The organism is Corynebacterium sp. UD i78, from assembly GCF_056280545.1.
In genome coordinates, this window is the sequence record NZ_JBWCED010000001.1 from 3,209,976 (window position 1) to 3,232,174 (window position 22,199).

17 protein-coding genes and 1 pseudogene are annotated in these 22,199 nt (G+C 67.3%); 9 read left to right on the plus strand and 9 right to left on the minus strand.

Annotated elements, in window-relative coordinates; genetic code table 11:
- Position 1: 1 nt before the first annotated feature.
- The gene (locus tag ACZ9GM_RS15040) at positions 2-580 is read right to left on the minus strand and encodes a HEAT repeat domain-containing protein (RefSeq protein ID WP_291476240.1); all 579 of its coding nucleotides are present in this window, start codon (positions 578-580) and stop codon (positions 2-4) included.
- 35 nt (positions 581-615) lie between these two features.
- Positions 616-900: pseudogene (locus ACZ9GM_RS15045) on the minus strand (MerR family transcriptional regulator); the annotation flags it as partial.
- A gap of 481 nt (positions 901-1,381) precedes the next feature.
- On the opposite strand from ACZ9GM_RS15045, the gene ACZ9GM_RS15050 reads away from it, so the two are divergent.
- The 4 genes from ACZ9GM_RS15050 (at position 1,382) to ACZ9GM_RS15065 (ending at position 6,607) form a co-directional block, all read left to right on the plus strand.
- The gene (locus ACZ9GM_RS15050; protein ID WP_476038281.1) at positions 1,382-1,789 is read left to right on the plus strand and encodes a hypothetical protein; all 408 of its coding nucleotides are present in this window, start codon (positions 1,382-1,384) and stop codon (positions 1,787-1,789) included.
- Positions 1,790-2,180: 391 nt separating this feature from the next.
- The gene (gene lysS / locus ACZ9GM_RS15055) at positions 2,181-3,803 is read left to right on the plus strand and encodes a lysine--tRNA ligase (protein ID WP_291476238.1); all 1,623 of its coding nucleotides are present in this window, start codon (positions 2,181-2,183) and stop codon (positions 3,801-3,803) included.
- 151 nt (positions 3,804-3,954) lie between these two features.
- On the plus strand, positions 3,955-5,373 hold the full coding sequence (locus ACZ9GM_RS15060; RefSeq protein WP_291476237.1) for an acyl-CoA dehydrogenase family protein: 1,419 nt from the start codon (positions 3,955-3,957) through the stop codon (positions 5,371-5,373).
- A gap of 28 nt (positions 5,374-5,401) precedes the next feature.
- The gene (locus tag ACZ9GM_RS15065) at positions 5,402-6,607 is read left to right on the plus strand and encodes an acyl-CoA dehydrogenase family protein (protein WP_291476236.1); all 1,206 of its coding nucleotides are present in this window, start codon (positions 5,402-5,404) and stop codon (positions 6,605-6,607) included.
- 707 nt (positions 6,608-7,314) lie between these two features.
- Here the strand turns inward: ACZ9GM_RS15065 and ACZ9GM_RS15070 are convergent.
- On the minus strand, positions 7,315-9,093 hold the full coding sequence (locus tag ACZ9GM_RS15070; RefSeq protein ID WP_291476235.1) for an AMP-binding protein: 1,779 nt from the start codon (positions 9,091-9,093) through the stop codon (positions 7,315-7,317).
- A gap of 345 nt (positions 9,094-9,438) precedes the next feature.
- On the opposite strand from ACZ9GM_RS15070, the gene ACZ9GM_RS15075 reads away from it, so the two are divergent.
- Positions 9,439-12,075, plus strand: a complete 2,637-nt coding sequence (locus tag ACZ9GM_RS15075) for an ATP-dependent Clp protease ATP-binding subunit (protein ID WP_291476234.1) — start codon at positions 9,439-9,441, stop codon at positions 12,073-12,075.
- A gap of 46 nt (positions 12,076-12,121) precedes the next feature.
- On the opposite strand, the gene ACZ9GM_RS15080 is transcribed toward ACZ9GM_RS15075, so the two are convergent.
- On the minus strand, positions 12,122-13,090 hold the full coding sequence (locus tag ACZ9GM_RS15080) for an HhH-GPD family protein (RefSeq protein ID WP_291476232.1): 969 nt from the start codon (positions 13,088-13,090) through the stop codon (positions 12,122-12,124).
- Between the two features lie 92 nt (positions 13,091-13,182).
- Between ACZ9GM_RS15080 and ACZ9GM_RS15085 the strand changes: the two genes are divergently transcribed.
- Both ACZ9GM_RS15085 and ACZ9GM_RS15090 read left to right on the plus strand, forming a co-directional pair.
- Positions 13,183-13,863: a carbonic anhydrase gene (locus tag ACZ9GM_RS15085; protein WP_291476231.1), complete on the plus strand. Its 681-nt coding sequence runs from the start codon at positions 13,183-13,185 to the stop codon at positions 13,861-13,863.
- Between the two features lie 86 nt (positions 13,864-13,949).
- The gene (locus ACZ9GM_RS15090; protein ID WP_291476229.1) at positions 13,950-14,663 is read left to right on the plus strand and encodes a hypothetical protein; all 714 of its coding nucleotides are present in this window, start codon (positions 13,950-13,952) and stop codon (positions 14,661-14,663) included.
- Between the two features lie 6 nt (positions 14,664-14,669).
- On the opposite strand, the gene radA is transcribed toward ACZ9GM_RS15090, so the two are convergent.
- Both radA and ACZ9GM_RS15100 read right to left on the minus strand, forming a co-directional pair.
- Positions 14,670-16,130 carry a DNA repair protein RadA gene (gene radA, locus ACZ9GM_RS15095; protein WP_291476227.1) on the minus strand — a complete coding sequence of 487 codons (1,461 nt, stop codon included), beginning with the start codon at positions 16,128-16,130 and terminating at the stop codon, positions 14,670-14,672.
- 97 nt (positions 16,131-16,227) lie between these two features.
- The gene (locus ACZ9GM_RS15100) at positions 16,228-16,833 is read right to left on the minus strand and encodes a hypothetical protein (RefSeq protein ID WP_291476225.1); all 606 of its coding nucleotides are present in this window, start codon (positions 16,831-16,833) and stop codon (positions 16,228-16,230) included.
- A gap of 144 nt (positions 16,834-16,977) precedes the next feature.
- On the opposite strand from ACZ9GM_RS15100, the gene ACZ9GM_RS15105 reads away from it, so the two are divergent.
- Positions 16,978-17,562: a CarD family transcriptional regulator gene (locus ACZ9GM_RS15105; RefSeq protein WP_041629784.1), complete on the plus strand. Its 585-nt coding sequence runs from the start codon at positions 16,978-16,980 to the stop codon at positions 17,560-17,562.
- Between the two features lie 54 nt (positions 17,563-17,616).
- Here ACZ9GM_RS15105 and ACZ9GM_RS15110 read toward each other — a convergent pair whose 3' ends face one another.
- Entirely contained in the window at positions 17,617-18,219 is a 603-nt protein-coding gene (locus ACZ9GM_RS15110) for a neocarzinostatin apoprotein domain-containing protein (RefSeq protein WP_082796519.1), read from the minus strand.
- 70 nt (positions 18,220-18,289) lie between these two features.
- Positions 18,290-19,156 (minus strand): fumarylacetoacetate hydrolase family protein, encoded by an 867-nt coding sequence (locus ACZ9GM_RS15115; protein WP_073884465.1) that lies wholly within the window; start codon positions 19,154-19,156, stop codon positions 18,290-18,292.
- A 24-nt stretch (positions 19,157-19,180) separates the two neighbouring features.
- Here ACZ9GM_RS15115 and cysS point away from each other — a divergent pair, with 24 nt between their 5' ends.
- Positions 19,181-20,599 carry a cysteine--tRNA ligase gene (gene cysS, locus ACZ9GM_RS15120; protein ID WP_476038282.1) on the plus strand — a complete coding sequence of 473 codons (1,419 nt, stop codon included), beginning with the start codon at positions 19,181-19,183 and terminating at the stop codon, positions 20,597-20,599.
- Positions 20,600-20,783: 184 nt separating this feature from the next.
- Here cysS and ACZ9GM_RS15125 read toward each other — a convergent pair whose 3' ends face one another.
- Entirely contained in the window at positions 20,784-22,175 is a 1,392-nt protein-coding gene (locus ACZ9GM_RS15125) for an MFS transporter (protein WP_476038283.1), read from the minus strand.
- Between the last annotated feature and the right edge of the window lie 24 nt (positions 22,176-22,199).

A 22,199-nucleotide genomic window follows, 5' to 3' on the forward strand; every position in this document is an offset into this window, starting at 1 on the left:
GTCACCGGTCCAGCAGATAGCGGGCGGTGCCGGCGATGCTGCTGTCCGGATCTTCGGTGAAGCGGCCCGGCGCCGTGCCCGCGTCGGGAAGGTCGCCGAGCGACTGGACGATGCGGAGGCGTACCGGGGTGGGGGAGTCCTCCGCCGCAGTGAGCAGCGCAGAGCCGACCCTGCCCGTTGAGGCATACTCCGTGGCGATCACGCCGAGGACCTCGACGATACGACGCCGCGCCACCTGCGGTCCGTCGGCACGGTTGACGAGTGCGGGTACGGCGTCCTTCCCCACACGGGCCAGCGCCCAGCGCAGTGCGCCGGCAGCGTTCTCGTCCGGTTCCTCCAGGTAGGACGCCACCAGTGCGGCGACCGGTTGCTGGTCCGGGGACTGGGATGCGGTGGCCTGGAGAACAGCCGCCTGACGCTGCCGTGATGAGCCCTCACGGAGAGCAGTGAGCATCGCGGTGACGCGCAGGGCGTCCTCCCATGTCTCAGATCCGGTGTCACTGACCTCGGTGAGGTGGGTAAGCAGGTCCTGCTCAGTGCGGATCCGGTCGCGGGTCTCCTGCCGGAGCCGGTCGAGCACGGTGCGGCGTCCATCGTGGGGTCGTCGAGGGCGTCGCCGACCTCGGCGAGGGTGAGGCCGAGCGAGCGCAACGCCTCGATCCGGAACAGACGGCCGAGGTCGGCGGGGGAGTAGTCGCGGTAGTCTGTCGAGGTCCGGTGGGAGGGGCTGAGCAGACCGGCCCGGTCGTAGTGCCGCAGCATGCGCACGCTGACACCGGAGAGGTCAGAGACTTCGCCGATACGCATGGTGCCGAGGTTGGTGTGCCGCGAACTCGGCGGCGTCAAAACCCAGGTCCGGGTCGTCGAGCATGAGCAGGGTGGCGCGTGCATGGATGCCATCGTGGACCCCACCGTGGACACCACCGTGCTCCTCGGGTGCGGGCCGCGCGCTCTACCCGAGCTGCAGGAATGCCCGCGAGAGACTGCGACGCATCTCCCGGTCGCCGTGATCCATTTGGGAGGTCGTCCGGCTGTGGATCGGTGCCGGCAGCGAGTGTGGCGCGCAGGCGGGTGTCGGCGTCCTCGGCGGTGTAGGCCCTGGTCAGGCGGTTCATGGTCGTGGTCAAGACCGGGGTGCGTGGGTTCCGGTCTTTCTCCGCCATTGACTAGACAGCCTGGTCTAGGTGGTGCTAGTGTCGTCGACGTCAGATCAAGAAGCTCACTGAGCGGCGCGCCTGACCCGGGCCGGAAACCCGGGGCGCCGCCCGGCTCCGGACGGATTCAGTGACTGGCAACCGTGTCGCGTGCATCGGTGCCCCCGAGAGAGATCGGCCCCGCAGGGCAGAAGTCCTGTGAGGAAACCGCGATGCACAGGAATATCATGCGCACGACGCACTGCACCCTGCACACCCCCGGACACAGTGTCCACTACATCCAGGGCCGTCGGATCACCGACTTCGCCCGCCACTACCCCGAGCGCTGCCACACGGTGACGGTCACCGACCTCGGCGCCGGCTGGTTCGAGACGGAGATCGACGGGGAGAGCGGTACCGTTCGACTCGGCTGGAACCACGACCACGATCTTGTCACCGAGATCGCCCGTGACTCGGTGCTGGGGGAGGTCGTCCACGTCCCCGACTTCGGCGCCCTCGTCCGCTGGGTCGGACGCAACAGGGCCGTCGGCCCCGTCGAAGGCTCCGGCACGGTGCTTCTCCCCACCTGGGGTAAGGCGGGGTCCTGTGTGACCACCGACTCCTTCGTCTACCGGGAGGTGCGCGATGAGCAGTGATTCCGTGAACAGCTACATGCCGCCCTGCTCCTCAAGTGCTCCGGGCCACGACATCAACATGATGTGGGCCTGGAAGTCGGCTGCCGGTACATCCGGGAGCATCCGGAAGAGTGTGTTCCCGTCCGTGTCGAGGATGTCGGAGACGGCGGATTCGGCGAGGTTCTTTTCGACGGTACGGCGACAAGCACTCTGCAGGTCATCCGACCGGCCTGGGGCGGTGGAGCACCCTGCCCCCCCCCCGAGGCCACGGCAATCCGGAGGTCCGGGCCCGGGACTACGGCCACGGACGGGCGGTCCCGCGCGGGTGACCGTAGTCAGCGGTCAGATACCCGTGCCGCCGACGGGTCATCGAGTGCCGTTCCGGCGCCCTACCTGCCATGCAGTAGGCTGGATGACCGTGACTGACCAGAAGCAGAATCCCCAGACCACAGACGCCACAGCCTCCGACGACCTCCCGGAGCAGCTGAAGATCCGCCGCGAGAAGCGGGAGCGCCTGCTGGCCGAGGGGAAGGACGCCTACCCGGTCGTCGTCGACCGCACCCGCACCCTCTCCGAGATCCTCGCGTCCTACGCGGTTCTCCCGAAGGACGAGGAGGAGGCCGTCGCTGTCGAGCGCGTCGAGGGCGTCACCTACCTCGCGCCGGGCGACGAGACCGATGACGTAGTCGGCGTCGCCGGCCGCGTCATCTTCGTGCGCAACACCGGCAAGCTCGCCTTCGCCCGCCTGCAGGAGGGCGACGGCACCCAGATGCAGGCCATGCTGTCCCTGGCCGAGGTGGGGGAGGACGCCCTGGCGTCCTGGAAGGCCGACGTCGACCTCGGTGACATCGTCTTCGTCCACGGACGCGTCGTCGCCTCGAAGCGTGGCGAGCTTTCCGTCATGGCGGACGCCTGGTCCATGGCCTCCAAGTCGCTGCGTCCGCTCCCGGTCGCGCACAAGGAGATGAGCGAGGATTCCCGGATCCGTCACCGCTACACCGACCTCATCATGCGCGAGCAGGCCCGGACCAACGCCCTGACCCGCATCAAGGTCATGCGTGCACTGCGCAATGCCCTGGAGCGCCGTGGTTTCCTCGAGGTCGAGACCCCGATGCTGCAGACCCTGCACGGCGGCGCCGCTGCCCGCCCCTTCGAGACGCACTCCAACGCACTCGACATCGACCTGTACCTGCGTATCGCCCCGGAGCTCTACCTCAAGCGCTGCGTCGTCGGCGGTATCGACAAGGTCTTCGAGGTCAACCGCAACTTCCGTAACGAGGGTGTGGACTCCTCCCACTCCCCGGAGTTCGCCATGTTGGAGACCTACCAGGCCTACGGCACCTACGACACCGGTGCGCAGCTGATCCACGACATCATCCAGGAGATCGCGGTCGAGGTCTTCGGTTCCACCACCGTCACGCTCGTCGACGGCACCGGATACGACTTCGGCGGCGAGTGGCGTGTCATGGAGATGTACCCCTCCCTCAACGAGGCGCTGGGCCGGAAGTTCCCGGAGCAGACCGCGGTCGCTGAAGTCACCATCGATTCCACCGTCGAGGAGCTCAAGGCACTGGCCGCGGACATCGGCCTGGATGTCCCGGTGAAGGGTGGCTGGGGACACGGCAAGCTCGTCGAGGAGATCTGGGAGTACCTGTGCGAGGACCAGCTTTACGGGCCCGTCTTCGTCCGCGACTTCCCGGTGGAGACCTCCCCGCTGACCCGTCAGCACCGTTCCAAGCCCGGTGTGGCCGAGAAGTGGGACCTCTACGTCCGTGGCTTCGAGCTGGCCACCGGCTACTCCGAGCTCGTCGACCCGGTCATCCAGCGTGAGCGCTTCGAGGACCAGGCCCGCCTGGCCGCCGACGGCGATGATGAGGCCATGGTGCTCGACGAGGACTTCCTCGCCGCGATGGAGCAGGGAATGCCGCCTACCTCCGGCAACGGCATGGGCATCGACCGACTTCTCATGGCCCTGACCGGCCTCGGAATCCGTGAGACCGTGCTCTTCCCGATGGTCAAGCCGGAACGTTCCTGACGAAATATTTTCCCCCGGGCGGGGGTACCTTTCGCGATGTGATCTCCGGCACTGCCGGAAGAAATGTGACGCGGGTCATGGCACATGGCTATGATGAAATCATCATTATTCATCCGTCACTGTCCCAGACAGCGAAAGGTAGCTGCCCGCCATGAGCGACCGAAGCAAGCGGAACGACTCCACGCCCGGCCTGAACACCATCAAGCGCGACGCCACCGGCGCCGTGATGCGGGTGCTGACCCGTTTCACCGGTTCCGACCTCGCGCAGAAGTACGGTCTCGGTGAAAAGGTCGACCGCGTGGCCTACGAGTCCACCAAGGGTGGAATGCGCACCCTCGGTGCCATCAACCGCCAGTTCAAGAAGTCCAAGGGCTCCGGCAAGCCGGTCCGCCTGGAGAACCAGCCCACCGACGCCGCTGAGGGGGACGCCGCCGCTGAGTCCTCCAAGCCGGCGAAGGTCCTTTTCGACCTCACTCCGTCCGAGGACCAGGAGATGCTCGTCGGCGCTGTCCGCGAGTTCGCCGAGGACCAGCTCCGCCCTGTCGCAGCCGACGCCAACGAGGCCGCCGTCACCTCCGCCGAGGTGCTCGCCGCCGCCGCCGAGCTCGGTATCTCCCTGATCAACCTCCCGGAGGAGTACGAGGGACTCGCCACCGAGTCCGCCGCCACCACCGGTGCCATGGTCGCCGAGGCCCTGGCCTTCGGTGACATGGGCCAGGCTGTCGCGATCCTCGCTCCGGCCGGTGTCGCGAACACCATCACCAACTACGGTGACGACGCCCAGCAGAAGACCTACCTCCCGGAGTTCTCCGGCGAGAACGTCCCGGTCTCCGCGGTCATCGTCAACGAGCAGCGTGCACTGTTCGACCCCTTCGTCCTGCAGACCACCGCCAAGCGCGAGGGCGACGACATCGTCATCAACGGTGTGAAGACCATGGTCCCCAACGCGGGTTCCGCCGAGCTCTTCGTCATCGCTGTCGACCTCGACGGTGTGAACACCTTCGCCATCGTCGAGTCCTCCACCGAGGGCGTCGTCGTCGAGGCTGACCCGTCCATGGGTCTGCGCGCCGCGTCCCTGGGCCGCGTCCTGCTGAAGGACGTCAAGGTCCCGGCCTCCAACCTCCTGGGTGGTGCCGACCTCGACGCCGACACCCGTGGCGAGAACTACACCGAGATCATCCGCCGCGCCCGCCTCGGCTGGGCTGCGCTGGCCACCGGCACCTCCGAGGCCGTTCTCGAGTACGTCAAGCCCTACGTCCTGGAGCGCACCGCCTTCGGCGAGCCGATCGCCAACCGCCAGGCCGTCGCCTTCATGGTCGCCAACATCCGCATCGAACTCGATGCCCTCCAGCTGATCACCTACCGTGGCGTCTCCCGCCTCGACCAGGGCCGCTCCTTCAACCGTGAGGCCGGGCTCGCCCGCCGCTTCGCCGCTGACAAGGGCATGCAGATCGGTTCCGACGGCGTCCAGCTGCTCGGCGGCCACGGCTTCACCAAGGAGCACCCGGTCGAGCGGTGGTACCGCGACCTGCGTGCCGTCGGTGTCGCCGAGGGCGTCGTCGTCCTCTAGTCCGCAACCACTCGAAGGAGCATAAGAAATGATCAACCTCGAACTCCCGAAGAAGCTGCGGGCGACTGCCAACCAGGCGCACCAGGCCGCAGCCCAGATCTTCCGCCCGATTTCCCGCAAGTACGATCTCGCCGAGCACGAGCGCCCCGTCGAGCTCGACACCATGGCATCCCTCGTCGAGGGCATGACTGACGGTGGCGGCGACATGGCCGGCGCCTCCGGTGGCCGCGGTGACAAGAAGAAGGACCAGGGTGTCCGCAACGGCGGCAACATGGCGTCCCTCGTCAACGTCATCGAGACCTGCTGGGGCGACGTGGGACTGACCCTGTCTCTCCCGTACCAGGGCCTCGGCAACGCCGCCGTCGCCGCCGTCGCCTCCGATGAGCAGCTCGAGCGCTTCGGCAAGGTCTGGGCCGCGATGGCCATCACCGAGCCGCAGTTCGGTTCCGACTCCGCCGCCGTAGCCACCACCGCCAAGGAGGACGGTGACGACTACATTCTCAACGGTGAGAAGATCTTCGTGACCGCCGGTGAGCGTTGCGACCACGTCGTCGTGTGGGCGTCCCTCGACAAGTCCGCCGGCCGCGCCGCCATCAAGTCCTTCCTTGTCCCGCGCGACACCCCGGGCTTCGACCTGGTCCGCCTGGAACACAAGCTGGGCATCCGTTCCTCGGACACCGCCCACTTCATCCTGGACAACGTCCGTGTGCCGAAGGCGAACCTCCTGGGCACCCCGGAGATCGACACCAAGAAGTCCTTCGCCGGTGCCATGGCGACCTTCGACAACACCCGTCCGCTGGTCGCCGGTATGGCCATCGGTGTCGCCCGCGCCTCCCTCGAGAAGCTGCGTGAGATCCTCACCGAGGCCGGCGTCGAGATCGACTACGACGCCCCGGCCTGGAACCAGACCGCCGCCGCCTCCGAGTACATCCGCCTCGAGGCTGACTGGGAAGCGGCCTACCTGCTCACCCTGAAGGCCGCCTGGATGGCAGACAACAAGCAGCCGAACAACAAGGAAGCTTCCGAGTGCAAGGCGAAGGCCGGTCGCATGGCGACCGAGCTGACCCTGCGCGCGGTCGAGCTCGCCGGTTCCTTCGGCTACTCCGAGCGCTCCCTGCTCGAGAAGTGGGCCCGTGACTCCAAGATCCTCGACATCTTCGAGGGTACCCAGCAGATCCAGCAGCTCGTCGTCGCCCGTCGCGAACTGAACCTGTCCTCCAGCCAGCTGAAGTAGCAGCAGGACGCAGGACGCACCACACGCAGCAGCGGCCCCCGGTCATCATGACCGGGGGCCGCTGCTGTGATGTATCAGCACACTGACGACGCTTCCCCGAGGCCCGGGGCGCCCCTGGTGTGTAACCCAACCCCGTAGTTCCGGTGTCGGAACGCGGTGGTTCGCCGGCAACCACACCCGGGTGGGGAGCCGTGTGGACCTGGGGGACGCGTTCCGTGGGCAGACGGGCTCGGGCGCGAGGGACTGTCGCCCCAGGCCTACGGGAGTGTCGCCCGGGCCTACGGGCGGTTACGGTGGCAGACCAGAATGTCGCGCGGACCGGGAGACCCCGACATTCTTGTCTGACATCCGGCGCTCTCGTCTGTCAGCAGAGACCACAGCCCACCGGTGACGATCCGTGCCGGGGAACCACGTTGCAGCACAACTGCGGCAGGCAGGAATCCAGGAATCTGTGGCACGGAAGTACGGATCTGTGCCTGACGCAGATCTGAAGCCCTGGGTGCGGCTGCGGAGAGACGCCTGCCCGGGAGAATCCTGCCGTCAGCCGTTTGCCCGGGTGCTGGTACGGGTGTGCGGGCCGGGAGAGTTGCGCATTGCGTCCCTGGAGGAGCCGGAGCAGCTGTCCGGTCTGAACAGAGAACACCCCGGTGGCCTGCTCGGAGCAGACCGCCGGGGCGCTGTGGTGATGAAGCGGGAGGGTTAACGCCTTAGGCGGCGTCCTCGTCCTCCATGCCGTTGTCGACCTTCGGCAGCTCACGCGGGACGATCTTGCCGACCGCGTTGCGGGGCAGGACATCCATGAACACGAAGTAGCGGGGGACGTTGTGGCGGGCCAGCCTGGCCTTCACCGCGAGCTTCGCCTTCTCGGCGAAGCCTTCCTCGGACTCGCCCTCGTTGAGGACGACGTAGCAGGCCAGGGCCTGGCCGAAGTCCGGATCGGAGACACCGTGGACGGCGACCTCGTAGACCTCCGGCATATCCGAGATGACGTCCTCGGCCTCCAGCGGGTAGACGTTCTCGCCACCGGAGACGATCATGTCGTCGCTGCGTCCGGCCAGGTAGAACAGGCCGTCCTTGAAGTAGCCGAGGTCGCCGGTGGAGACCAGACCGTGCAGGTTCTCCTTGTCTACGCCGGGGCGGGTGTAGCCGTCGAAGAGCAGGTCGTTGCCGACGAAGACACGTCCGATCTCGCCCTCGGGGAGGTCGTTGCCGTCATCGTCGACGACCTTGAGGATGGTGGCCATCGGGGCCTTTCCGGCGGTCGTCGGGTGCGCCTCCAGCTCGTGGGGCTGGGCGATGGACGCCCAGGACACCTCGGTGGAGCCGTAGAGGTTGTAGAGGACCTGGCCGAACTTCTCGTGGGTGTCGCGGATGACGCGGGCCGGCAGTGCCTCACCGCAGGCGACGATGTTGCGGACGCCGGGGGAGAAGTTCTCCGGCACAGCCTCGAGCAGGCGACGCAGCTGCGTCGGGACGATAGCGATGGTGTCCGGACGGTTGGCCTCGATGAGCTTCACGGCGTCCCGCGGGTTGAACTTGCGCTGCAGGATGAATGTGGCGCGCAGTGCCAGGCCCAGCTGGATCTGGCAGAAGCCCCAGAGGTGGAACATCGGCGCCGGCACGTAGTAGCCGCGGTGGTGCTTCAGCGGGATGCGGGACATGATCGAGGAAGCCGGCAGGTAGGTCTTCGGCTCCGGGCGGCGCGCACCCTTCGGGGTGCCGGTGGTGCCGGAGGTCAGGATGATGGTCCGGCCGCGACGTGGGTGGCCCGGGATCTTCTCGGTGCCGGGGGAGGTGCGCAGGACCTCGGTGAGCGTCGGCCACTGCGGATTGCGCACCGCGTGGTCCTCGGATTCGGTGGCCTCGGCGACGTTGGAGGCGTACTCGATGACGTCGTAGCCGAGGGTGGACTTGCGCTCCTTCTCCTCGTCGGTGAGGGGAGCCGCGGCGGTATCCTGGTTCTCTTCCCAGTTGATGATGACGGGGCACTCGTCGAAGCCCTTGGGCAGCAGCGGGATGAACTCCTCGTCGATGAAGAGCAGGTCGATCTTCTGCTCCTTCATCACCGCACGGGTCTGGGACGCGGAGGCGCCGGTGTTGAACAGCACGATGTCGGTGCCGAGTCGACCGTGGGCGCACAGCGTCATGAGGAAGCCGCGGTGGTTGCGGCTCAGCATGCCGATCTTGTCGCGCTCGCGGACGCCGGTGCGGTACAGGGCCTGGGCCAGCTTGTTCGTCTGGTCGTGGAGCTCGCTGTAGGTGATCGAGCCGGCGTCGTCGATGATGGCGGTGTGGTACGGATCCTGGGCGGCGCCGAGGGACAGGAGACCGGCAGGGGTGAAGGACCACTGGTAGATGGACTTCAGTGCCTTGCCCATCGCCAGCGGTCCCATCAGTCCGAGGACGCCGGACTTGAACAGGGGCAGGGTTCCTTCAGCGAGCTTCGGGAGTTCCTTGAGGGTGACGGCGGGATCGGATCCGCTCATGGTGGTCCTTCTCTCTGGTGTTGCGGGGTGTGCCCGGTGGTCAATGGTGACGGGCGGCTGCTGGGACGCCCTCGTGTAATGCAGGTTACAGATAAAAATGTCCGGATTCCCGGGATTACTTGTTTTTGTGGAAGTGAGGACCGGTCAGCCCTGTTCGCTGACGGCGTACAGCCTCCTCCGGGAGGGAAAAAAGTGGCATTGACCTGCCGATATGTGTAGCGCAGGGGGGTGGTCGGCTCCGGGAACACCCGGCAGGAGCCGGGCGTTGTCCATAGTGAGTCAACGGCGGGTCGTGAAGTCACTAAGGTGGTGCCCATATCCGACCCCGCGAGTAAGGGAGAGCTCATGTTCGAGAGGTTCACTGACCGGGCGCGGCGCGTCGTCGTGCTGGCGCAGGAGGAAGCCCGCGCGCTCAACCACAACTACATCGGCACCGAGCACATCCTGCTCGGCCTGATCCATGAGGGGGAGGGTGTCGCCGCCAAGGCCCTGGAATCCATGGGGATTTCCCTGGAGGCTGTCCGTACCGAGGTTGAGGACATCATCGGTACCGGTGGCCACCCGCCGAGCGGCTACATCCCCTTCACCCCGCGCGCCAAGAAGGTGCTGGAACTCGCCCTGCGCGAGGCCCTGCAGCTCGGCCACAAGTACATCGGTACCGAGCACATCCTGCTCGGTCTGATCCGTGAAGGCGAGGGTGTCGCCGCCCAGGTCCTGGTCAAGCTCGGTGCTGACCTGTCCCGCGTCCGCCAGCAGGTCATCCAGCTGCTGTCCGGCTACGAGGGTGGCGAGCCCGAGAGCGAGCAGGCGTCCGATGAGCCGGCCGGTGCCGGCGTCGGTCCCGGCGACGGTGCTCCTTCCGCCCCGACCGGCAAGCCCGGTCAGAAGTCGAATTCCCTGGTCCTCGACCAGTTCGGCCGCAACCTGACCCAGGCTGCCAAGGACGGCAAGCTGGATCCGGTGGTCGGTCGCGGCAAGGAGATCGAGCGCATCATGCAGGTGCTCTCGCGCCGCACCAAGAACAACCCCGTGCTCATCGGTGAGCCCGGCGTCGGTAAGACCGCGGTCGTCGAAGGCCTGGCCCTCGACATCGTCAACGGCAAGGTCCCGGAAACCCTGAAGGACAAGCAGCTCTACTCGCTGGACCTGGGCTCCCTCGTCGCCGGTTCCCGCTACCGCGGTGACTTCGAAGAGCGTCTGAAGAAGGTTCTCAAGGAGATCAACCAGCGCGGCGACATCATCCTGTTCATCGACGAGATCCACACCCTCGTCGGTGCGGGTGCCGCCGAGGGCGCGATCGACGCCGCCAGCATCCTCAAGCCGAAGCTGGCACGTGGCGAGCTGCAGACCATCGGTGCGACCACGCTCGACGAGTACCGCAAGCACATCGAGAAGGACGCCGCCCTCGAGCGTCGTTTCCAGCCCGTCCAGGTGCCGGAGCCGAGCGTCGAGATGACCGTCGAGATCCTCAAGGGTCTGCGCGACCGCTACGAGGCACACCACCGCGTGTCCATCACCGACGGTGCCCTCGCCGCTGCCGCACGTCTGTCCGACCGGTACATCAACGACCGTTTCCTGCCGGACAAGGCCGTCGACCTCATCGACGAGGCCGGTGCCCGCATGCGCATCAAGCGGATGACCGCGCCGAAGGCCATCCAGGACGTCGACGACAAGATCGCCGAGGTCCGCCGGGCCAAGGAAGCCGCGATCGACGACCAGGACTTCGAGAAGGCCGCGTCCCTCCGCGACGACGAGCGTCAGCTCTCCGAGGAGCGCGCCGACAAGGAGAAGCAGTGGCGCGCCGGTGAGCTCGACGACGTCGCCGAGATCGGTGAGCAGGAGATCGCCGAGGTCCTCGGTGCCTGGACCGGTATCCCCGTCGTGCAGCTCACCGAGGAGGAGACCACCCGTCTGCTCCACATGGAGGACGAGCTGCACAAGCGGATCATCGGCCAGGAGGACGCTGTCAAGGCGGTCTCCCGCGCGATCCGTCGTACCCGTGCCGGCCTGAAGGACCCGAAGCGTCCCTCCGGTTCCTTCATCTTCGCCGGCCCGTCCGGTGTCGGTAAGACGGAGCTGTCCAAGGCGCTCGCGGAGTTCCTCTTCGGCGACGAGGACTCGCTCATCTCCATCGACATGGGTGAGTTCCACGACAAGTTCACGGCGTCCCGCCTCTTCGGTGCTCCCCCCGGATACGTCGGCTATGACGAGGGTGGCCAGCTCACCGAGAAGGTGCGCCGCAAGCCGTTCTCCGTGGTCCTGTTCGACGAGATCGAGAAGGCGCACTCCGAGATCTACAACACCCTGCTGCAGGTACTCGAGGAAGGCCGTCTCACCGACGGTCAGGGTCGGGTCGTGGACTTCAAGAACACGGTCCTCATCTTCACCTCGAACCTCGGTACCAGGGACATCTCGAAGGCCGTCGGCATGGGCTTCTCCTCGACCGGTGAGACGGACGAGAAGGGTCAGTACGACCGGATGAAGTCGAAGGTCAACGACGAGCTGAAGAAGCACTTCCGCCCGGAGTTCCTCAACCGTATCGACGACATCGTGGTCTTCCACCAGCTCACCCAGAAGCAGATCGTCGAGATGGTCGACCTGCTGCTCGGCCGGCTGCGCAAGGCCCTGTCCGACAAGGACATGGACCTGGAGGTCTCCGACAAGGCGAAGGACCTGCTGGCGAAGCGCGGCTTCGACCCGGTGCTCGGTGCCCGTCCGCTGCGTCGTACGATCCAGCGCGAGATCGAGGACCACCTGTCAGAGGAGATCCTCTTCGGCAACGTGGCCTCCGGTGAGATCGTCACGGTCGACGTGGAGAACTGGGACGGCGGAACCCGCACCGAGGGTGCATCCTTCGTCTTCGGCTCCAAGCCGAAGCCTGCCCCGGTGGTCATCCCCGAGGTCGAGGACGACACCGAAGGCGGTTCCGAGACCGCCGACGCCACGGCAGATGCCGGTGCAGATGTCGGTGACGTCCAGTAGCGTCACCCCGGGGCCGTCATCCTGACGGCACCACCGGCGACGGGGGCTACCGCGGTAAGCGGTAGCCCCCGTCGTGCTGTTCAACCAGGCCGTCGGCCAGGAGGGACGCCAGGGCACGGTCGCGCTGGGCGGCGTCCGGGCCCGCGTCCGGGAAGCTCTCCGCAGCGCCCTGCTCGCGGAGCACCGCCATGATCCGGCCACGGACCTGACGGTCGGTACCCTCGAACTTCTGTACCCTGCGCTTCGCCTCCGCCTTCGCGGCATCAGAGGGCTCAGGGCGTCCCAGCGCCAGCCACCGGCAGCGGGACGAGACCGGACAGTCGTCGCAACGCGGGGACCGCGCCGTGCAGACCACCGCGCCGAGTTCCATGAGAGAAGAACACATCCCCAACGCCTCGTCGCGACGTGACCGGTCGTGCAGGGGACTGGAGTAACCCCGTTTGGTCAGGTCAGGATCATCGTCGACCCAGGGCATCAGGTCGGCGACGTCGGCAAGATCGCGGGCCTTCGCCGGTCCCTGCAGGTACTCACCCTGGACGATACGACGCTGGACGCGGCGGACGTTCGTGTCCACCACCGGGACCACCGTGCCGAAAGCGAAGGCGGCGACGGCCCGGGCGGTGTATCCGCCGATACCGGGCAGGGCCAGCAGTTCAGAGACATCCGAGGGGACCTCGCCGTCGTGACGTTCCACGATCGCCCGGGCACAGTCGCGCAACCGCAGGGCCCTGCGTGGGTAGCCGAGGTTCGCCCAGGCGCGCAGCACCTCGTCGACCGGGGCGTCCGCGAGATCTGCGGGAGTGGGCCAGCGTTCCATCCACTGCCGCCACAGTGGTTCCACCCGGGCGACGGGGGTCTGCTGAGACATGATCTCACTGAGCAGGATCGCCCACGGGGTGGTGCCGGGCTCGCGCCAGGGCAACGGACGTGCCGTGCGGTGGAACCAGCCGTTGAGGAGCGACCCGAGGCTGGTGTGCCCGGTGTGCTCGCGGTTGACGGATACAGGTGCAGTCATGATCGTTCTACTGTGCCGCACCACGGGTGTGCGGGCCAACCTGCCGTGGAGCGGGTACTCCCGGTCAGCGTATGACGTCGTGCGGTGGCAGAATGGTTTTCATGCCCATCGAACAGACACCTACGAGCTTCGACTCCCGCTACATCCCGCAGGGGGCTCTCGAGACTCTTCAGCGCGGGAACGCCCGGTTCATGACCGAGGATCCCGCCCACCCCCGCCAGGACCACGACCGGCGCGAACTGATGACCTCCGGTCAGCGCCCCTTCGCCGTGGTGCTGGCCTGTTCGGACTCCCGGGTCCCCGTCGAGATCATCTTCGACCAGGGCCTCGGCGACCTCTTCGTCATCCGAACCGCGGGTGAGATCACTGACCTCTCCGTGCTGGCGTCCCTCGAGTTCGCCGTCGTCGGTCTGGGCGTCCCGCTGGTCGTGGTGCTCGGCCACGAGAGCTGCGGTGCAGTGGGAGCGGCACAGAAGGCGCTGGAGACCGGTGAAATGCCCGCCGGCTTCCAGCGCGTCCTCGTCGAGAAGGTCACCCCCTCGCTGCTCGCTGCCCGTGCCGAGGGCCGGGACACCACCGAGGACTTCGAGAAGCACCACGTCGTGGAGATCGCCGAGCACGTCGTGGACCGTTCGCCGCAGATCGTCCAGCGACTCAAGGACGGCACCGTGGGTGTCGTCGGTATGCGCTACCGGCTGTCCGACGGGCTCACCGAGCCGGTCGTGAACTACGGACTGGAGATCGACGGGCTTCCCGCCCGGCCTCTCGACTGAGCGGGACCGGGCGGGACTGAGGATGAACTGAGTCCGACCCGTGTCGTGACAGGGTTCCCGGTCCCCCGCTGGATACACTGGGTTCCGTGAGTCAGCCCTCGAACCAGTACAACCGCCCTCTGCCCCCGGAGATCTACCGTCGCCGACGTATCGCCGCCGGTGTGGGGCTGCTGGTGCTTGTCCTGGTGCTGGTGCTGATCGTCCGGGCCATCACCGGTGGGGGCGGTGACAGTACGGAGACCGCTGCGGACAGTTCGACGAGTTCGGCGTCCGCCGCGCCGTCGGAGTCCGCTACCGGATCCGCCGGTGCATCCGAGAGTGCGTCGGGGGAGGCGTCCGCCAGCGGTTCCGCTGAGGAGAGCGAGGGCGCTGATACCTCCAGAACCTCCGACGCTGAGCCGTCCGGCGCCTGCAACCTCGATGACCTGCAGCTGGAGGTCCGCTCCGGTGCGCCGACCTATGCCGGTGGTCAGTTGCCGGACTTCATCATGTCGGTCTCCAACACCTCCGACGAGGACTGCACGGTCGATCTCGAGGCGAATCCCATGAGCTTCGAGGTCTTCAACCTCACCAGCTACGAACGGATCTGGGGAGACACCGACTGCAACGAGCCGACCGCCACCGAGAACATCGACCTGGCCGCGGGCGAGTCCCGGAACTTCGCCCTCAACGGCTGGTCCCGCACCACCTCCGCCCCCGACCAGTGCAGCGACCGGGCGGACGCCGGTACCGGTGCCTTCCTGCTCTACGGGCACCTCGGTGACAGGGTCTCCGAGCCCGGCACCTTCAACCTCGGCTGACGGCGCTCAGTCGCGGTCCTTCTTCCGTCGCTCCGGGTACTTCCGCCGGGCCTCTTTCGCCAGGCCGAGCTGTTCCAGAGCCTCTCCCAGCGTCCTCACGGGAATGATGCGCAGTCCTTTCACCCGTACCCGGTCCGCGTCCCTGGTGGACGCCGGGACGATCGCGGAGGTGAATCCCAGCCGGGCAGCCTCGGACAGACGCAGCCGCAGATCCGGGACGCGTCGGACCTCACCACCCAGCCCGAGCTCGCCCACGGCGACCAGTCCGTCCGGCAACACCTTGTCGTGCCGTGTGGACGCCAGCGCCAGCGCGGTCGCCAGGTCTGCGGCAGGTTCACTGATCTTCATGCCGCCGACTGTCGCCGCATAGACCTCATGGCCCATCAGGTCGATACCGGCGCGGCGGGTGAGGACGGCGAGAATGGTGGCGACGCGCCCGGTGTCGATACCGGTGACCACGCGCCGCGGGTTGCTCATCTCCGTCTCCATGGCGAGTGTCTGGATCTCACCGGGCATGGCGCGACGTCCGTCCATGATCACGGTGACCGCCGTACCGGAGACCGGTTCGTCCCGCTGGTTGAGGAAGAGGCCGGAAGGGTCGGGGACCTCACGGATCCCCTCGGCGGCCTGCTCGAAGCAGCCGACCTCGTCGGTGGCGCCGAAGCGGTTCTTCTGCCCCCGGAGGAAACGCAGTGCACTGTGCCGGTCGCCCTCGAACTGGAGCACCACGTCCACCAGGTGCTCGACGGTGCGTGGGCCGGCGACAGCCCCGTCCTTGGTGACGTGACCGACGAGCAGTACCGGGATGCCGGTGGTCTTGGCGAACGTGGTGAGCGTGGCGGCGACCGCGCGGGTCTGCGCCACACCGCCGGCCACACCCTCCACCCCGGTGGCGTTCAGGGTCTGCAGGGAATCGACGATGACGAGCTCCGGGCGGGTCACCTCGATCTGTCCCAGGGCGGTCTCCAGGTCGTGCTCAGCGGCGAGCCAGAGATTCGCGGTCAGCGCATCGGTGCGTCCTGCACGCTGGCGGACCTGCCCGACGGACTCCTCGGCGGTGATGTAGAGGACGCTTCGGTCCTGTCTGGCCCACCGGTTCGCGACCTCCAGCAGGAGCGTCGACTTGCCGACACCGGGCTCGCCGGCGAGCAGGACCGCACTGCCGGGCACAACACCGCCACCGAGGACGCGGTCGAGTTCACCGATGCCACTGGGCCGGTGCACCGCCCCGGAGGGGTCGATGTCGGTGACCTTCCGTGCCGGTGAGGTAGGGGTCAGACCGGACAGAGAAACTGCCCCGCTCTTTCCGGACCGGCCGGCGGCCGCGGTTGTCCCCGCCACGGCTGCGGCAGCGGGGGAGAGCTCCTCGACGCTGCCCCATTCACCGCAGGACGGACACCTGCCCACCCACTTGGACACACGGTGGCCGCAGGAGGAGCATTCGTAGCCGGGAGACTTCTTCGCCATGGACGACAGCCTATAGGGGACCAGGACGCCGAAAACGCGCACCACCCGCCAAGGGGGAACGCGCGTTCGGGAACCGGGTGGTCGTCCCGGTGGAGGATCAGTGGTGCTCGGGCAGGTCGGCGATCTCGTCGCCGGCCTTGGTGATGCCGTCCTGGTCGCGGTGCAGGGAACCGGCCTCGGCGTAGTAGGAGACGATGGGGGCGTTGATCTCGATGTCACCCTCGTCGAAGGAGAAGGTGACGGTGCGGGACGCACCCGGGAAGAAGTCCTCACCCTCGACCGTGGTCGTCAGGTACTCGGTGCAGGAACCCTCGCCGAGGGCCTTCTCGGCGTCATCGGCGCGCATGTCTTGCAGGCCCTGCTCGGAGTCAGCCACCAGGTTGCAGCGCCCGTCGATGGTCCGGGAACCACCGAGGTTGAAGTCCGCGTCCTCGACGGTCACGTCGGACAGTGTGACGGGGTTGTCCTGGATGGCCTGGTTGGAGGCGTTGAACTTCAGCGCCACCGAGTTGTCCTCCTGGATGATCAGGCTGACGTCGCGGACGACGGCGTCGCCGATCTCTCCGTTGGTGCCGTTCACGGCGGGGACCTGGTTCGCGGTCTGCGAGATCTGGCCGGCACCGCAGGCGGTGAGGGTCAGTGCCGCGGAACCGGCGACCAGGGCAAGCGCGCCGCGGGCGGCGGGGGACTTCAGGTGCTTCACTGTCTTCTCCTCCGTTGAGGCATACGTCGTACTGCAGTCGGCGTCCAGAATAGCCCCTGCGGACCACGGGTACCTACTCAGTACCCCACTGAAGCAGCCCTGGAGGGGGAGGGAGGGGGGAGTGCGGTGGTAGACTTACCCGTCATGGAGTTCAACATCGGGGACGTTGTCGTCTACCCCCACCACGGTGCCGCAGAGGTCAAGGGAATCGAGCAGCGGGAGTTCAAGGGTCAGAGCGTCGACTACCTCGTCCTCCGGATCCTCCAGGGTGATCTCCTGGTGAAGGTCCCGGCCGCCAACGCGGAGCTCGTCGGCGTGCGCGATGTCGTCGGCGAAGAGGGCCTGCAGAAGGTCTTCTCGGTCCTGCGCGAGACCGACGTCGAGGAGGCCGGCAACTGGTCCCGCCGTTACAAGGCCAACCAGGAGCGTCTCGCCTCCGGCGACGTCAACCGCGTCGCCGAGGTCGTCCGTGATCTGTGGCGCCGCGACCAGGACCGCGGTCTGTCCGCCGGCGAGAAGCGCATGCTCGCCAAGGCCCGTCAGGTCCTCGTCGGTGAGCTCGCGCTCGCCGAGGGCGTCGACGACAAGAAGTCCGATGAGGTCATCGGCTGGCTCGAGACTGCGGTGATCCGCCACCGCGAGGCCGCTGCCGCCAAGCGTGCCGCGGAGGCCGCCGGTGAGGACCCGAAGCACACCGTCGACCTCGATGACGAGCTCGACGAGGACTGACCTGACAGAAAGCCCCGGGCACAGGGCCCCGGCGTGGGGGAAGATCCGGGGGGATCAGGACGCGAAGGTGACCGGCGCCTCGGCCACGGCGTTGAAGCCGTTGGTGTGGTCGCCGAAGACCTTGATGATGCACTTGTCGGTGGAGCAGTCCACCGCGTCGCCCTGTTCGGCGACGGTGAGTTCGACTTCCGCGGTGCCGTCGGCCTTGACGTGGTCGGTGCCCTGGTCGGAGCCCTCGGCGGTGATCCACTTCGAGTCCTCGCGGCCGCCGGTGCAGTCGGGGGCACCGCCCTCACCCGCGGCGTCTGCCCCGGTACCGGCCTTGCAGATGCCCAGGTAGTAGCCGCCCTCGGCATCGAGACCACGGACGGTGACGGTGATCGTGTCGCCGTCGGAGAGATCCTGGGTCTTGTCCGCGGTGATCTGCGGTTCTCCCGGGTCGTTGGCGGGAGTGTCTTCGGCATCGTCGGCGTCGGCGTCCTCCTCCGGCTGGTTGAGTTCGGAGAGCGCCTCCTCGGCAGCCTGCGCGGCACGCTCGTTGGCGTCCTCGGAGCTTTCGTCGTCTGAGCAGGCGGTGAGTCCGAGGCTGAGGGCGGCCGCGGCAGCGACCGCAGCGGAGCGGCGGACGAGGGTCGAGCGGAGGGTCAGGATAGTCATCGGCATTCTCCTTGGAAAGGATGTCAGGTGATCGACGGTCAACGTCAGTTCTTAGCTGACCCTAGCAAAATCATCCGATGCGGACCGTCGTCTTGACGGAACCCAGCCCGTCGATCTCCACGGTGACCTCGTCGCCGTCGGCGAGGAAACGGTCGGAACCGGCACCCACGCCTTCGGGGGTGCCGGTGATGATGACGTCTCCGGGCTCCAGAGTGGTGAACTCGGAGATGTAACGCACCAGGTCCACCGGCTTGAACACAAGGTCTGCGGTGGAGTGCTCCTGACGGAGCTCCCCGTTGACCCAGGTACGCAGCACCGCATCCTCGGCCACCGGGTCGACGTCCGTGGTCAGCCACGGACCGAGACCGGAGGACGCGTCGAGGTTCTTGCCCTGCAGCCACTGCTGGGTGCGGTACTGCCAGTCGCGCTGCGAGAAGTCGTTGCCGACGGCGTAGCCGGCGATGGCGTCCCGGGCCTCGTCCTCGGAGGCTCCGCCGACCGCGCCGGGCAGGCGGCGTCCGATGACGACCACCAGCTCACCCTCGTAGTCCGCTTTCTCCGCCAGGTTCTCCGGCACGGTCACCTCGGCGAACGGTCCGGTGAGGGCTGTGGCGAACTTGGCGAACAGGGTCGGGTGGTCCGGGACCGGATGCCCCATCTCCACGATGTGCTCCCGGTAGTTCAGTCCGACGCACAGCGCCTTGCCGGGCCGGGGGATCAGCGGGAGAAGGTCCGCGGGATCCATGGTGAGCTCTTCGCCGTCGCGGCGCAGTCCGGTGTCCACCTTCGCGGTGAGGTCGCCGGGTGTCTTCGCGAGCAGGGTGCCGAGATCGCAGCGCTCCACGATACGTCCGGTGACGGAGGTGGCGTCCGCGTGGTCGACGAGGACGGTGGCGACGGTTCCTGCGTCGTCGATCCGGGCTGTGGCAAGTTTCATCGGCTTCTCTCCTACAATGACGGTGTGACTCTGCGCATCTTCGATACCGCGACCCGTGAACTCCGTGACTTCGTTCCGCTGCTGGAGGGGCATGCCTCGGTCTACCTGTGTGGTGCGACCGTGCAGTCCATCCCGCACATCGGGCACGTGCGTTCCGGCGTCGCCTTCGACATCCTGCGCAACTGGCTCGAGGCCAAGGGGCTCGACGTCGCTTTCGTCCGCAATGTTACCGACATCGACGACAAGATCCTCGCCAAGTCCGCCGAGAACAACCGCCCCTGGTGGGAGTGGGCCGCGACCCATGAGCGCGCGTTCACCCGCGCCTACGACCTGCTCGGCGTCACCCCGCCGTCGATCGAACCGCGCGCGACCGGGCACATCCCGGAGATGATCGCCTACATCCAACGGATCATCGACAACGGTCTCGGCTACGCCACCGAAGACGGTTCGGTGTACTGCCGGACCGCGCAGGTGCCGGACTACGGCTTCCTGTCCCACCAGAAGCTCGACGAGCTCGACCAGGGTGAGGACGCCGCCCCCGGCAAGGAGGACCCGCGCGACTTCGCCATGTGGAAGGCCGCGAAGTCCGGCGAACCCGGCTGGCAGACCCCGTGGGGCTTCGGTCGCCCCGGCTGGCACATCGAGTGCTCGGCGATGTCGCAGAAGTACCTCGGTGGTTCCTTCGACATCCACGCCGGTGGCATGGATCTGCAGTTCCCGCACCACGAGAACGAGGCCGCCCAGGCGCACGCCGCCGGGGACTCCTTCGCCAACCACTGGATGCACAACGGCTGGGTGACCATGTCGGGGGAGAAGATGTCCAAGTCCCTGGGCAACGTGCTCTCCGTGCCGAACGTGCTGACCAAGGTCCGTCCCATCGAACTGCGCTGGTACCTCGGCTCTGCGCACTACCGTTCCATGCTGGAGTACTCGGAGAAGGCGCTGCAGGACGCCGCCGCGGGTTTCCGGAAGATCGAGAAGTTCCTTGACCGGGCCGTGGAGCTGCTGGGTTCCGTCGAGACAGGCTCCCGGCGTCCTGCCTTCGGGGAGGCACTCGACGATGACCTCGGAGTGCCGGCCGCACTCGCCGTCATCCAGGACGCCGTGCGTGAAGGAAATACTGCGCTGGACGCCGGTGACCCGGACATCGTGGCGCGGATCGCCGGCGAGGTGCGCGCGATGACGGGCGTCCTCGGGGTGGATCCGCTGTCGGACACCTGGGCCGGTGAGGACTCGAAGGGCCGTGGTCAGGGCATCGGTGCCGGGGCGTCCTCCGAAGCGCTCGAGGCACTCGACGTGCTCGTGAAGTCCGAGCTGGAGCGTCGGGCTACCGCCCGTGCCGACAAGGACTGGGCCACCGCGGACGCTGTGCGTGACCGCCTGAAGGCCGCCGGTGTCACAGTCGCGGACTCCGCGGACGGCGCCACCTGGTCGCTGGGGTGATCCGGCGGTTCTGCTCAGTCCCGTTCTTTTTCCGCTGAGCCCCTCCCCACCACCGTGCGAGGCGGGGCTTCAGATCTGCGTCAGGCAGGAATCCGGGCTTTCGTGGCAGAGAATCCGGGATTCCTGCCTGACGCAGATCTGCTGCACGGGGCGGGGGCGCTGAGCAGGCGGCCGGTCAGAACCTCTACTTCTCCGCCAAGGCCGTGCCCTTGAGCTCCGGCAGGGTGAACGCGGCCGCAGCGGCTATGGCGAAGGCCACGCCGAACAGGGCGAAGAGAATGCCCGTGCCGCCGAAGACCAGTAGCGGCGGCACGATGAGCGGCGCGATGATCGAGGCGATGCGCCCGAAGCCGGTCGCCGCACCGGTACCCGTCGCCCGCAGCGGGGTCGGGTACAGCTCCGGTCCGACGGCGTACAGCGCGCCCCACGCGCCGAGGTTGAAGAAGGACAGCAGGCAGCCGGCGGCGATGATCGCCCATTCCACGTCCGCCAGGCCGTAGAGACCGGCGGCACACGCAGAGCCGACGAGGAAGGCCGAGAGCGTGACGCGGCGTCCCCACTTCTCGATGAGCCACGCCGCACAGGCGTAGCCGGGCAGCTGCGCGATGGTGATGATCAGGGTGAAGGTGAAGGACTTCACCAGGGAGTACCCGTTGGACGCCAGGATCGACGGGATCCACGTGAACGCCCCGTAGTAGCTGAGGTTGATGCAGAACCAGACAGTCCAGAATGCAGCGGTGCGCTTACGCATCGAGGGCGCCCAGATGGAGGTCACGGGTTCGGTGGAACCGGTGATCGCGGCGTCCTGCTGGGATTCGTCGAGGACGCGGTCCTGTGAGGATGCTGCGGACGCCTGAAGGAATCCTGCGGTCGGCTCGCTCGCCTCGAACTCGCGGACCGTGGTCTCCGCCTCCTCGTGGCGTCCCTTCGATTCGAGGTAGCGCACCGACTCCGGCAGGGTCAGGCGCACCACCAGCGCATAGGCGGCGGGGACGACACCCACCGCGAAGGCCCAGCGCCAGCCGTTGTCGCCCAGCGGCACCAGCACCGTGCCGATGATCGCCGCGGCGATCCAGCCGACCGCCCAGAACGCCTCGAGCAGCACGACCATGCGGCCCCGGATCGCCCGCGGGGAGAACTCCGAGACCAGGGTGGACGCCACGGGCAGTTCCGCACCCAGGCCCAGACCGATGATGAAACGCAGGATCAGCAGCATGACCAGGCCGGTGGACAGTGCCGCGGCACCGGTCGCAAGGCCGTAGACCAGCAGGGTGAGGGCGAAGATGTGGCGTCGGCCGAACCTGTCGGCCAGCAGGCCGCCGAAGGTCGCGCCCAGGGCCATACCGACGAAGCCGATGGAGGCGATCCAGGAGGTCTCGGTCTGGGAGAGGTCCCAGTGCACGGTCAGGGCGGCCATGATGAAGCCGATGAGTCCGACGTCCATGGCGTCCAGTGCCCAGCCGATGCCGGAGCCGGTGAGCAGTTTGGTGTGCTTCTTCGTCACCGGCAGCCGGTCGAGGCGTTCGGTGCGGGTGAGTGATCCGGTGGAGACTGAAGATGGCGGAGTCGTTTCCATGACGGATCAGAGTACCCTGACCGC

Bases quoted from the DNA above. Each gene is read 5' to 3' on its own strand.
- ACZ9GM_RS15050 (WP_476038281.1), top strand. From the start codon at position 1,382: ATGCGCACGACGCACTGCACCCTGCACACCCCCGGACACAGTGTCCAC.
- lysS (WP_291476238.1), top strand. From the start codon at position 2,181: ATGACCGTGACTGACCAGAAGCAGAATCCCCAGACCACAGACGCCACA.
- ACZ9GM_RS15060 (WP_291476237.1), top strand. From the start codon at position 3,955: ATGAGCGACCGAAGCAAGCGGAACGACTCCACGCCCGGCCTGAACACC.
- ACZ9GM_RS15065 (WP_291476236.1), top strand. From the start codon at position 5,402: ATGATCAACCTCGAACTCCCGAAGAAGCTGCGGGCGACTGCCAACCAG.
- ACZ9GM_RS15070 (WP_291476235.1), bottom strand. From the start codon at position 9,093: ATGAGCGGATCCGATCCCGCCGTCACCCTCAAGGAACTCCCGAAGCTC.
- ACZ9GM_RS15075 (WP_291476234.1), top strand. From the start codon at position 9,439: ATGTTCGAGAGGTTCACTGACCGGGCGCGGCGCGTCGTCGTGCTGGCG.
- ACZ9GM_RS15080 (WP_291476232.1), bottom strand. From the start codon at position 13,090: ATGACTGCACCTGTATCCGTCAACCGCGAGCACACCGGGCACACCAGC.
- ACZ9GM_RS15085 (WP_291476231.1), top strand. From the start codon at position 13,183: ATGGTTTTCATGCCCATCGAACAGACACCTACGAGCTTCGACTCCCGC.
- radA (WP_291476227.1), bottom strand. From the start codon at position 16,130: ATGGCGAAGAAGTCTCCCGGCTACGAATGCTCCTCCTGCGGCCACCGT.
- ACZ9GM_RS15105 (WP_041629784.1), top strand. From the start codon at position 16,978: ATGGAGTTCAACATCGGGGACGTTGTCGTCTACCCCCACCACGGTGCC.
- ACZ9GM_RS15110 (WP_082796519.1), bottom strand. From the start codon at position 18,219: ATGACTATCCTGACCCTCCGCTCGACCCTCGTCCGCCGCTCCGCTGCG.
- ACZ9GM_RS15115 (WP_073884465.1), bottom strand. From the start codon at position 19,156: ATGAAACTTGCCACAGCCCGGATCGACGACGCAGGAACCGTCGCCACC.
- ACZ9GM_RS15125 (WP_476038283.1), bottom strand. From the start codon at position 22,175: ATGGAAACGACTCCGCCATCTTCAGTCTCCACCGGATCACTCACCCGC.